This is a genomic window from Pirellula sp. SH-Sr6A, from assembly GCF_001610875.1.
Classification (GTDB): Bacteria; Planctomycetota; Planctomycetia; order Pirellulales; family Pirellulaceae; genus JBKCUI01.
Window position 1 is genome coordinate 3,147,288 of the sequence record NZ_CP011272.1, and the last position, 11,574, is coordinate 3,158,861.

The window sequence follows — 11,574 nt, forward strand, 5'->3', positions numbered from 1 at the left end:
GCTTCAGAAAGTTATGGAATCCCATCGAAAAGACCGGTGGTCGGCGCGCCGCATGTGGCCCGGCTTGTTGCCTAGCTCGAATAATTCGATAAATCCACGATATTTCACAACAAATATTGTGTAAACTCCACTTTCCGAAGAACTTGGAAGCCGAATAATACCGGGCGACTGTGAAAACCAGCCTTCCCTATTAAGAACGTTTATGTTGCGACAACAACCTGATCCAGGCCAGTCGATCGACCAGGTCCGCGAATTGATGCGACTAACGCTTTGTGAGTTGGCCGCCAAATTGGATATACCGATCGAGTCCAACGAGATCCAGCGATCCTTGGCCGATTCGGCCGTGGACATCGCGGACGATAGTTGGGACGCGATCACTCTCTTGATGATGCGTTCGGCGCAGGGCATCGGAATTCGTCTTTCGCCCGTGGAGTTGCAGGCCCCAGACGTGTGGGAGCTACTTCTCGAGGGATTCGCGATCGTCCAGCTGCAGCGCGAGGTCGACGGAGAAACTGCCTATGTCTATTCGAATATCCATATCGGCAAAATCGACGAGACGCGGCTTACGATTCGCAACAAGCAATCGGACTCGATGTCGAAACGGGAGCTAGTGCGACGTGTTCGAGCCAGTTCGGAAAAGTCGATTTTCTTCATTGCGGAGCGCGCGCTCGTTTGCGAGCCCACCACGACTCAAGCGAACGCGTCTACGGATCGCGTCCGGCGCGTGGCAGCGGACCATGCGCACCATGCTCCCCACCAGCACGACCACCGTCCTCGCATATCGCCCCAACAGCGGTTCCTTCGATTTCTGAAATTTGACTCTCGCGACATCTGGACCTTGGTCATTTTTGGTTTCGTTGTTGGGGTATTGGAGTTAGCCACCCCCCTCGCCGTCGAGCAGATGGTGACCACCATTGGCTTCGCGAGTTTGACGCAACCTCTGATTTGGTTAGCGGTACTTCTCTTTGGCATCCTGTCGCTGTCGGCAGTGATCAAGGGCATCCAGTACTTCGTCGTCGAAATCCTTCAGCGACGTATGTTCGTGCGAATCGTCGGAGATTTGTCGGAGCGTCTACCGAGACTAGAGCGGTCTTCCATGGATGGACTTCATGGTCCCGAGTTGGCGAATCGTTTCTTTGACGTCATGACCATGCAGAAGTCGACAGCCATGCTGTTGATCGATGGCCTATCGCTGGTAATCCGAACGGTAACGGGTCTTTTGCTGTTGGCGATCTACAGCCCCTACTTGCTCGCATTCGACGTCGTGTTGATTATCTGCATGACGATTTTTCTTCTGCTGCTTGGGCGCGGAGCGGTGCGAACTGCAATCGAAGAATCGCTCGTCAAGTACCGGATCGCGCATTGGCTCCAGGATGTGATTGGCAATCCTGTCGCATTTCAAGTGCACGGTGCAGGCGAACTGGTCACCGACCGCTCGAATCGACTGACTGTCGAATACTTGGGAGCCCGTCGCGATCACTTCGTCGTGCTCATTCGACAAACCCTCTTTTCGTTGATGCTCTACGCCATATCCATCACCGCCATTTTGTCGTTGGGTGTATGGTTGGTTCTTTCGGAAAGTTTGAACATCGGACAGCTTGTGGCCAGCGTATCGGTCGTCGCGGTCGTGGTCGGGGCGTTCGCGTCGATCGGGAAGTCACTGGAAGCGTTTTACGACCTTATGGCTGCGACCGACAAAGTGGGCCACTTGCTCGACCTGCCGACCCTTCCTCCCTCGCGTTCCTTAGACGCCGGCATCGGCCCTGTGGAGGTGCGATTGCGCGGCCTCACGGTGAGCGGTTCGGGCAACCTCCATTTCAACATCGGCGACATGAAAATCGCCAGCGGAGAGCGTTTCGCCCTATGCGGAGAAGGGGAGTGTGGCAAATCGCTCCTCCTGCAGACTCTTTCCGGATTGCGTCCCCCCACCGAAGGGATGGCAGAAATCGGTGGAATCGATTCCCGAGAAGTCAATCGCTTTGCGGAGGGCTCAATGGTCTCTGTAGCAGGGACGCCTGAGATCTTCCACGGAACAATCTCCGAGAACATCTCGTTGCGCCGACTCTCCGTTCCTTCCTCCGAAGTGCGGCACTCCCTCATCAACACCGAGATGTGGGACGAGGTCCTGGCGATGACCAAGGGGCTTGAAACGATGCTCCAAACAGGCGGCTACCCATTGAGCCACACTCAAATGGCGCGTCTCACCATTGCCAGAGCGATCGCGACCAAACCTCGTTTGCTTTTGATCGATGGAACCCTCGACGTTCTCCCTCCAAAAATGCGTTACGCCATTTGGGATCATTTGCGAGACAGCAAACAACCTTGGACCCTGGTCGTTGTCACCCACGACCCGGTCATCATTGAACAATGCGACGGACACAAGGATTTGTCATCATGCCTAGTAGCACACAAGTAGAAACCGAACTGACGCCGCTTCCAGCGTTGCAAAGCCCTCCCAAACGGAGGATGGTGCGGTATCGCCCCACCGAAGCGTTAGGTACCCGTTTCCCCGCCATGCACTTGGTCCGCTCCAGCTGGTTCTGCCGAGTCATCGCCCGCACCACCGCATTCTTGATGGTCGTCTTTCTCTTGGCCGCCATCTATGTGCCTTGGCAACAGACCTCGCGATGCGAAGGAGTCGTGACCGCTCGAAATCCCAACGAACGACGCCAGGTATTCCTCAGCACTGCCAAAGGGATCATCGCCGAACAAAAACCCGGCCTGCAAGAGGGATCCCATGTGGCTGCAGGGGAAACCATCATGGTCCTGGACACGCTCGCCAAGGACCAAATTGAACTGATCCAAAGTCAACAAAAGCAGTTGGAAGACAAGAAGTCCTTCACCCGATCGCAGTTGGAATTTGCCGTTACCCAAGTCGAAAACACCGAGGAATCCGGACGTCAACTTATCCGTGCCACCCAAGCCGAAATTGATGCGGCCCATGCGAAATGGGAGTCGGCTGAAGCGGAGGTCGAGGCCCAGCTAGCGCGACTCGCGCAGGCGGAATTCGATGTCAATGCGTACGAACCTCTCGCAGGAAAAACAGTCAGCATTCAGAAATACCAACAAGCGATCAACGATGAAATCGTCGAGGCCAAGAAGCTAACCCGCGCTGAGCGCGCCAAAGACGAAGCCGCGAATTTTCTAGAAGCCAAACGACGAGATCTCGACAGCAAGCGCCAGGAAATCGACAAGAAGGTTTCCGAGGCGAGACAGAAAGTCGATGAGTATCGCAACAAGCTCGCCGATATCGAGAAAGAGTCCCAAGACATCAGTGTTAAACTTGGCGAGCTCGAACGTCTTCGCATCGTCAGCCCGACTGCCGGACGCGTTCAGTCGATCCTTGGGCAAGTCGGCAAGGCGGTCGACGTCAAGGATATGCTTTTTGAGCTCATCCCTGACACCGATGATTTGTGGGTCGAACTCAGCGTGCGAGGAATGGACCAGCCGCTCATCCAGGTTGGAGACAAGGTCCGTTTGCAGTTTGAAGGATGGCCTGCCATCCAGTTCGTCGGCTGGCCAAGCGTCGCCAAAGGTACCTTCGGTGGCGTTGTCAATGCTATCAATCCGGCCGACGACGGAACGGGTAACTTTAAGATCTTTGTTGGCCCGGACCCGGACGATCCGGCGAAAGAAAAGTGGCCCGATAGACGATACCTTAGGCAGGGTGTTCGCGCGAATGCCTGGGTTATCTTGGACAGCGTACCGTTAGGCTTTGAGATATGGCGTCAACTCAACGGATTCCCACCAACCCGCGCCAGCGCAGGGCCCGATGGTGGAAAATCGAAGGACGTCAAAGCTCCAAAACTCAAGTAATCCTGCAAGCGGTTCTTCTATCAGGCTTGGCAATATCCCCTATCGAACCGACATGGGGACAAGCCGAACCACCCACCCCCGCGCCGATGCCGACACGGCCGTCGCGACAAGGGGAATCGATCCGGGAACGACTCAATCAGCAACTCAAGGGGCCGAGCCAGCCGCCGAGTGATCCGACCGCGCTCAACATACCAAATATTCTCCAGTCGAAGCCGACCCCCGACGCACTCTCCGCGGATGCATTGGACTCGGATCCCAATGCGGCGTTCATCGAGCAGGATATCCTAACTCTCTCCGATGTCATCGCTTCGACCTATCGCGGATTCCCTCTGATCGAAATCGCTCGGCAGCAAACCGGGGTTACGAGCGGTGAGTACCGATCGGCGTGGGGTGCCTACGATACCAAGCTCGAGTACTTCTCGCTCAATCAGCCGCTGGGTTACTACGAAACGTATCGAAACGGGATCGGTGCCGCTCGCCAGCTCTGGTGGGGCGGATACTTAAGCACCGGGTACCGCATCGGTCGCGGCTACTACGAGCCTTGGTACAAAGAACGTCAAACCGACGACGCGGGTGAGTTCAAAGTCGCGTACCAGCAGCCTCTCTTGCAAGGTCGAGCCATCGACCCACAACGCGTTGAGCTCTTCCAGGCCAATTTGCGACGTCAGTCGGTAGGACCTGAAGTGCAGTTCCAACTGCTTGTCGCTACCCGGGACGCAGCATTTGCTTACTGGCAATGGGTCGAACAAGGGAACATTTTGCGTGCCCAGCGCAACCTGCTCCGACTGGCAGAACTGCGCGCGGGACAATTCGAAGAAGCCTTCCAGCGCGGCGTCGCGACCGCGTTGACCGTATCGCTCAACCGGCAAGAGATCCTGTCACGACAATTGAAGGTGAACGATACGCAAATGAAGTTCCGGGACTCCGCGTACAAGCTCTCGATCTTCTTGCGAGACGAAAACGGACAGCCGCTCCTGGCTCCTCCCGAATGGCTTCCTCCTCGATTCCCCAAGCCGGTCGACATTGCGCTCGCGTCCTACGAACAGGACTATTCGAGTGCGCTCTCCTCTCGCCCCGAACTTCGACTGATCGAGCTTCAAGCCCAAGAAGTTCGACTCGATCTTCAGCTAGCGCGCAATCAAACCTTGCCCAACGTCGACTTCACTATCCAAGCCGGGAAAGACATTGGCGAACCTGCAACGAGCTCCAACGATAAGCGTGAGTTCGAGCTGGAAAGCGGCATCGTCGGCGGTGTGCCTATCCAACGAAACAAAGCGTTCGGTAAGATTCAAAGCACGAACGCCAAACTGGTTCAGATCGCGCAGAAACTGGAATTTCAGCGGAACAAAATCAACGCCGAACTGCTGATGGCCCGCAATCAAGTTGAGATCGCGCAACAAAACGTCAGGATCGCCCAAGACTTCTTAGCGGAAACACAAAAGGTCCTGGACCTGTTCCGACTCGCTGTCACCCAAGGTGACTTTGATTTGCAACTCTTCCTACAGCAAGAAGTGAAAGTCACCGAGGCGGAAGTCAAACTGCTGGAAGAGGTACGCACCTATTACCAAGCCATCGCTGCCCTGCAAGCCACGCTAGGCTTGGACCCTCTCGATCAATCCACGCTTCTCAACACGACGTCGGTCTACGAGCAATAACCGCTCCGTCGGCAGGCCTATTTTCTGTGCGTTCATTTTGAGGGAATGCTCCCCCTTTGAACGGCATTGGGGGAATTTGTCGGCCACGTTTCTTGCTAAACTAGATGGGACGCTTCCACAAAAGCTAAGAGCATCGCACCGCCCAAATTTCCCGCCTTTCATTCTCGCTTCCCCACGATCCACCTCATGAAATCGTATTCCCTCTGGCGATTCGCTTTAGCAACCGCCTCGCGCTATGCGCTCCCTGCATGCCTCACCTTGGTCGTTTCCGTCTCCAGTGCTCTCGCCCAATCTCCAGGTTGGTACAAAGGGAACCTTCACACCCACTCGTTTTGGAGTGATGGAAACGATTTCCCCGAAATGATCTCCGATTGGTACCGAACCCGCGGATATTCTTTTTTGGCCATCTCCGATCACAACGTGCTTCAAAGCGGTCAGCGATGGATGAAACAATCCGCGGTGGAATCGCGAGGGGGCAAGGAAGTTATTCCCAAGTACATCCGTCGGTTCGGCGAGTCATGGGTGGAAACTCGTGGCGAGCCGGGAACCGAAAGCGCAGAGATCCGCTTGAAACCTCTGGATGAGTATCGTTATCTGCTCGAACAAAGCGAAAAATTCATCCTCATCCCCTCCGAAGAAATCTCGGACAAAGCGGAGGGAAAGCCTGTCCACATGAACGCTACCAACGTAGCAGAGGCGGTGAAGCCTGTCGGTGGCGCGACCGTGCGCGAGGTGATGGAGAACAATCTCCGCGCCGTGCTTGAGCAAGAAAAGAAGCTGGGTAGAGAAATCATGGTACACCTCAATCACCCAAATTTTCATTATGGCGTTACCTTCGAAGATCTTGCTGCCGTCATGAGCGAGCAATTCTTTGAAGTCTACAACGGTCACCCAGGCGTCAATCACCGAGGGGATAAAGATCACCCGAGCGTCGAACGCATTTGGGATTTGGCCAACCACCTCCGCGTCAACAAACTCGGCGGTTCGCTCCTCCTCGGTATCGCGACCGACGATAGCCACGAATACCACGGCAAACCGGGAAGCCGCCCTGGAAGGGGCTGGGTGATGGTCCGAAGTCGCTATCTCACGCCAGAACATCTGATCCGCGCAATGGAATCAGGTGACTTCTACGCATCGAGCGGCTTATCGCTCCAAGACGTCCAGTGGAACAAAGAGACCTCCACCCTCTCCGTGGCAATCCAATCCGAACCGAACGTGCAATACACGACGGAATTCATCGTCACCTCCAAGGATGCGGAGCTCGATCAAATCGGACGCGTCGCGAAGACCTTCCAGGATCTTCAATCGAGCTACACCCTCGCGCCGGGAGAAACGATCGTGCGAGCGGTTGTAACAAGCTCGATCGCACCAGCTGACCCTGTCTTCGATGACCAGAAGCAACAGGCTTGGACGCAGCCCTTCACGATTCCATCTGCCGCCAAGAGCCAGTAACGAGAACGATTACGAGCACCGCGATGCTGAGCACGAGCACGAGCACGAGAACGATGCTGAGCACGAGCACGAAGAAACACCAGAACAGAGCGATGCGACCGAAAACCACGATCGGCCGCTTGCTGACTTGTGCCGCGTCAGTTGCTCGGCCCCGCAGTTCGTTGTCGCTTTCAGGCGCAACTATTTGTTTAGCGTTTTCCTAATCAAATCGGGGCGATTGGTGGTAATCCCCATTGCTCCAAGTTTTTGGAAGTAGATTGCGTCTTCCGGTACATCGACGGTCCAAACATGGAACTCGCGGAGCCCTTCGTTTCGCAGTGCGGCGATAAAGTCCTTCGTGACAATATCCCGATTCCCCTGAGTTCCCAACCCGTCGGCTTGGGTGCGACGAAGTGTTTCGACAACTTCGGCTAGTTGCGGTTTCCACTCGCCCGTCTTCTCGTTTTGCTTGTACCCGGTGAGCCAGTGGACTTTGATATCGGGCAAGAATTTCTTGCATGCGATCACGGTGTCTGCATTGAAACAGATGATCAGGAGCTTTTTGGGATCGGTTGGATATTTCTTCAACTCCGCTTGGAGGAGGGGAACGATCGCAGGTCCGGTCTTCAGTTCGATAATGAATTTCTTGTCCGCGGGGATACTTTGAAGCACTTCCGCAAAGGTAGGGATGGGCTCTCCTTGGAATTTTTCGTCTTTCCACGAGCCGTATTCTAGTTTGCGAAGCTCTGCGAGAGTCGACTTCGAAACGTCGAGGTCCTCACCCGTGGTTCTCAACGTGGTTTTGTCGTGAATGCAGACGATCTGCTTATCCTTGGTGTAATAGAAGTCTCCTTCCACTCCATCGGCCTGTTGCTCAAACGCCAATCGAAATGCGGACATTGTGTTTTCCGGGGCATCAAACGACGCACCGCGGTGGCCGACAATCATCTGCGCGTCGGCTTGCAATGCTGTAGTCGCCAGTGCGACAAGCGAGAGTAACAGAACTTTACGGATCATGGTCTCAGGTTGGGTGAGTGGGGGAGGCCGACGCGATTGCCGATCATGGGGCTTGGCAGGGCAATGCGTTTTCAACCCGAGAGTATAAACGAAGCAGGTACCTGAGTCCGTTCCCACACAAAGAATTCATGTGGGCGCACCGCGAAGAATCCACGTGCTCGCACGGCGAAGAACATCGCGTGCGAACTCAGTGATCCGACGAAAGCTTCATCGCGACGACTCCCGTCGTGATCAAAATTGCAGCGACAATACGCAGCCAGTGGATTGGCTCTCCCAACAGAATGAGGCCCACCAGAAACGCCCCCACGGCACCGATCCCCGTCCAGACCATATACGCGGTTCCCAACGGCAACGACTTCATCGAAAGCGAGAGGAGGGCGAAACTCGCAATCATGACGACGATCGTGACGACAGAGGGGACGAAGCGTGTGAACCCCTCGGATTGCTTCATCGAGTAAGCCCACACTACTTCCAAAACGCCCGCGACGATCAAATAGAGCCACGCCATCGGTAAGCCTCTTTCGTGTTAACGACTGACCGCAAGCCACAATGCTTGGGTGCCGCTGGAGCCATGCCCCATCCCTTGAAGCTTTCGATAAAGATCGATCGCGAGCTCGACCCCTGGCAACTGCAATTGCATACGGGCCGCCTCGTCGAGAACAATCCCCAAATCCTTGACAAAGTGATCGACGAAAAAGCCCGGAGAATAGTCCTCTCGCAAGATGCGTGGGGTGAGATTCGACAAGGACCAACTACCCGCTGCCCCCGACGACACCGATTCGAGAACCGTCTGGGGATCCAGCCCGCTGCGTGTCGCATAAAGCAACGCTTCGCAAAGTCCAACCATGCTGGATGCGATCAAAATCTGATTCACCATCTTGGTGTGTTGGCCACTCCCTGCAGGCCCCTGGTAAACGTAGGTCTTACCCATCGATTTCCAAAGGGGCACCAGCGCATCGAAGACGTCTCGATCGCCGCCGACCATGATGGAAAGCCGTGCCTCTTTCGCTCCGATATCGCCTCCGGAGACCGGCGCATCGAGAGCATGACACCCCATCTGCTTGGCCTTGTCATAAACCGCCTCCGCCAAAGCAGGGCGGCTGGTGGTCATATCGACCAGGATTCCTCCGGAACGCAATCCCCGAAGAGCACCAGACTCTCCCAAGAGGACTTCTTCGACATCGCTCGGGTACCCGACCATCGAAAAGACAACATCGCTGTTCTGAGCCACTTGCAAAGGCGACTCGCAACGACGAGCTCCCATCTGGACCAGTGAATCGCTCTTCTCGGGAGTTCGATTGTAGACGGAAAGGGAGTAGCCAGCTTTCAACAAATGGGTGCACATACTGCGCCCCATCACTCCGGTCCCGATCCAACCAAGCCGAGTTGTTTCCGGGTGGATACTGATCATGGTTGGACTACTTTCCGCTGCGATTCTTTTCGTATTCGAGAACACCGGTGACCAAAGCGGTCAAGCGTGGCTCCGCATCGTTGGCAATCGCAATGATCTTGGAGACGTCGGCTGCTTCGAGGGCATCGGGTAGACACATATCGGTGATCACCGAGAATCCCACGCAACGCATGGAGGAATGGACCGCCACAATCACTTCTGGAACCGTCGACATTCCGACCACATCGGCGCCGATCATACGCAGGAATCGATATTCAGCTCTCGTCTCCAAATTCGGACCCGCCACGGCGACAAACACGCCGCGATGGGCGACGATATCGTTTTTCCTGGCGACGCGCAACGCCGCGTCGATCAACTCGGCGTCGTAAGGCGCCGACATATCCGGGAATCGAGGCCCGAGCCGATCGTCGTTGATGCCGATGAGCGGGTTGTCTCCCAGCAGATTGATATGATCGTCGATGAGCATAATGTCCCCTGCTTTGTACAGAGGATTCATTCCACCGCAAGCATTCGAAACCAGCAGTAGCTCAGCACCGAGCGCTTTCATGATCCGCACCGGGAGGGTGATCTCCTTGAGCGGATACCCTTCGTACATGTGAAATCGGCCTTCCATCGCCATGACAGGTAGTCCGCAGAGCATGCCGCAAACCAACCGGCCTCGGTGCGACGTGGCGGTCGACTTCAAAAAGTGAGGAATCTCGGCGTAATCGATCGCCGCTTCTACTTCAATCCGCTGCACCAAAGGACCTAGACCCGTTCCCAGGATAATCCCTGCGTGGGGTGTCCGACTCCAAGCCTTGCGGATGAAGTCGGTCGATTCCTGGATTTTGTCGTAAAGGTCTAGCATAGTTGCAGTCTCAAGGATTGTTGGCAGGAGTCCGACGCGATCAAGTCGCGGGGGCTTCGACACGTGGCATCGAATCGATGACCTTGTCGATCAAACCGTACGATACTGCCTCTTCCGGATCCATAAAGCGGTCGCGATCCGTATCTTGTTCGATCTTCTCGAGCGATTGACCGCAGTGCTTGATCAGAATCTCGTTCAAGCGTCGTTTGGTTCGTCGGAACTCTGTTACGTGGATAGAAATTTCTTCGGCCGTTCCCTGCATACCCGCCAGAGGCTGGTGGATCATGATACGGGAATTCGGGAGCGAGTAGCGCTTATTCTTTGCGCCCGCGGTTAGCAAAACCGCACCCATCGAAGCAGCTTGGCCAATGCAGTAGGTCGCCACATCGCAGGATACAAATTGCATCGTATCGTAGATCGCCATCCCGGCGCTGACGCTGCCGCCAGGGCTGTTGATGTACATATGGATGTCCGCCTTCGGATCATCGCTCTGCAGGAACAACATCTGGGCAACGAGCGCATTGGCGATCTCGTCATCCACCTGTTGACCCAAGAAAATGATCCGATCTTTCAGCAATCGGCTGTAAATGTCGTAAGCGCGCTCTTCGCGTCCGCTTTTCTCGATGACATAAGGGATCAATGGCATAACTGGTGACTCCTAGGAATGGATCGTAGTTCGGTGGTGCTAGCGGGACTAGTTGCTCTCTTCTTCGCTCTGCTGTTTGGTGAGCAAGTGATCTACAAGTCCATAATCCTTGGCCTGTTGGGCGGTCAAGAAGAAGTCGCGTTCGGTGTCTTTGGCGATCTGGTCCACCGGCTTGCCGGTGTGCTTGGAGAGAATCTCGTTGAGCTGGGTTCGCATACGAAGAATCTCTTTGGCCTGGATTTCGATATCGGAGACTTGGCCGCGAACCCCACCGTGCGGCTGGTGGACCATCACGGTGCTGTTGGGCAAACAATATCGCTTTCCTGGGGAACCACCTGCGAGCAAAACGGCGCCACCGCTGGCCGCTTGACCGACGCAGTATGTCGCGACCGGGCAAGAAAGCATCTGCATCGTGTCGTAGATGGCCAAGGTCGAAACCACTTCACCACCCGGCGAATTGATGTAGAAGTGAATGTCCTTGCGACGATTCTCGCTCTGCAAATAAAGGAGCTTCATCACCACTTCATTGGCGTTGCCGGTGTAGATCTCTCCTTGGAGGAACACGATGCGGTTCTCCAAAAGCAAATCCCCCAACGTCATCTGACGCTGGCGCTGGTAGCTCTGATAAGCATGTGAATCAAACACTGGCGGCATGTTTGGAAAGTAACTCAATTGATCTTTCCTCGTTCTTTAAGTAAGGCAACGTTCGAATGTGTACATCTTTTCGATATGCACCCATTTGGCAAGGGTA

General features: G+C 55.1%; 10 protein-coding genes. 4 read left to right on the forward strand and 6 right to left on the reverse strand.

The window, feature by feature from the left end; all coding sequences use genetic code 11:
- Positions 1–202 precede the first annotated feature (202 nt).
- From VN12_RS12255 to VN12_RS12270, 4 genes are all read left to right on the forward strand, one after another.
- The gene (locus VN12_RS12255; protein ID WP_146677109.1) at positions 203–2,416 is read left to right on the forward strand and encodes an ABC transporter ATP-binding protein; all 2,214 of its coding nucleotides are present in this window, start codon (positions 203–205) and stop codon (positions 2,414–2,416) included.
- Positions 2,395–3,816: an HlyD family secretion protein gene (locus VN12_RS12260; protein ID WP_168164361.1), complete on the forward strand. Its 1,422-nt coding sequence runs from the start codon at positions 2,395–2,397 to the stop codon at positions 3,814–3,816. Before VN12_RS12255 ends, VN12_RS12260 begins: the two co-directional genes overlap by 22 nt.
- A gap of 86 nt (positions 3,817–3,902) precedes the next feature.
- The gene (locus tag VN12_RS12265) at positions 3,903–5,471 is read left to right on the forward strand and encodes a TolC family protein (RefSeq protein ID WP_168164362.1); all 1,569 of its coding nucleotides are present in this window, start codon (positions 3,903–3,905) and stop codon (positions 5,469–5,471) included.
- Positions 5,472–5,657: 186 nt separating this feature from the next.
- Positions 5,658–6,923 (forward strand): PHP domain-containing protein, encoded by a 1,266-nt coding sequence (locus VN12_RS12270; RefSeq protein ID WP_146677112.1) that lies wholly within the window; start codon positions 5,658–5,660, stop codon positions 6,921–6,923.
- 180 nt (positions 6,924–7,103) lie between these two features.
- Here VN12_RS12270 and VN12_RS12275 read toward each other — a convergent pair whose 3' ends face one another.
- From VN12_RS12275 to VN12_RS12300, 6 genes are all read right to left on the reverse strand, one after another.
- Complete coding sequence (locus VN12_RS12275) at positions 7,104–7,919, reverse strand: glycerophosphodiester phosphodiesterase (RefSeq protein WP_146677113.1); 816 nt, start codon at positions 7,917–7,919, stop codon at positions 7,104–7,106.
- A gap of 187 nt (positions 7,920–8,106) precedes the next feature.
- Entirely contained in the window at positions 8,107–8,427 is a 321-nt protein-coding gene (locus tag VN12_RS12280) for a DMT family transporter (protein WP_146677114.1), read from the reverse strand.
- A gap of 18 nt (positions 8,428–8,445) precedes the next feature.
- On the reverse strand, positions 8,446–9,330 hold the full coding sequence (locus tag VN12_RS12285; protein ID WP_146677115.1) for an NAD(P)-dependent oxidoreductase: 885 nt from the start codon (positions 9,328–9,330) through the stop codon (positions 8,446–8,448).
- Between the two features lie 7 nt (positions 9,331–9,337).
- On the reverse strand, positions 9,338–10,177 hold the full coding sequence (locus tag VN12_RS12290) for a purine-nucleoside phosphorylase (protein WP_146677116.1): 840 nt from the start codon (positions 10,175–10,177) through the stop codon (positions 9,338–9,340).
- A 40-nt stretch (positions 10,178–10,217) separates the two neighbouring features.
- The gene (locus VN12_RS12295; protein ID WP_146677117.1) at positions 10,218–10,823 is read right to left on the reverse strand and encodes an ATP-dependent Clp protease proteolytic subunit; all 606 of its coding nucleotides are present in this window, start codon (positions 10,821–10,823) and stop codon (positions 10,218–10,220) included.
- A gap of 48 nt (positions 10,824–10,871) precedes the next feature.
- Positions 10,872–11,477, reverse strand: a complete 606-nt coding sequence (locus VN12_RS12300) for a ClpP family protease (RefSeq protein ID WP_146677118.1) — start codon at positions 11,475–11,477, stop codon at positions 10,872–10,874.
- Between the last annotated feature and the right edge of the window lie 97 nt (positions 11,478–11,574).

Coding starts and splice junctions, on each gene's coding strand:
- VN12_RS12255 (WP_146677109.1), top strand. CDS start 203: ATGTTGCGACAACAACCTGATCCAGGCCAGTCGATCGACCAGGTCCGC.
- VN12_RS12260 (WP_168164361.1), top strand. CDS start 2,395: ATGCCTAGTAGCACACAAGTAGAAACCGAACTGACGCCGCTTCCAGCG.
- VN12_RS12265 (WP_168164362.1), top strand. CDS start 3,903: ATGCCGACACGGCCGTCGCGACAAGGGGAATCGATCCGGGAACGACTC.
- VN12_RS12270 (WP_146677112.1), top strand. CDS start 5,658: ATGAAATCGTATTCCCTCTGGCGATTCGCTTTAGCAACCGCCTCGCGC.
- VN12_RS12275 (WP_146677113.1), bottom strand. CDS start 7,919: ATGATCCGTAAAGTTCTGTTACTCTCGCTTGTCGCACTGGCGACTACA.
- VN12_RS12280 (WP_146677114.1), bottom strand. CDS start 8,427: ATGGCGTGGCTCTATTTGATCGTCGCGGGCGTTTTGGAAGTAGTGTGG.
- VN12_RS12285 (WP_146677115.1), bottom strand. CDS start 9,330: ATGATCAGTATCCACCCGGAAACAACTCGGCTTGGTTGGATCGGGACC.
- VN12_RS12290 (WP_146677116.1), bottom strand. CDS start 10,177: ATGCTAGACCTTTACGACAAAATCCAGGAATCGACCGACTTCATCCGC.
- VN12_RS12295 (WP_146677117.1), bottom strand. CDS start 10,823: ATGCCATTGATCCCTTATGTCATCGAGAAAAGCGGACGCGAAGAGCGC.
- VN12_RS12300 (WP_146677118.1), bottom strand. CDS start 11,477: ATGCCGCCAGTGTTTGATTCACATGCTTATCAGAGCTACCAGCGCCAG.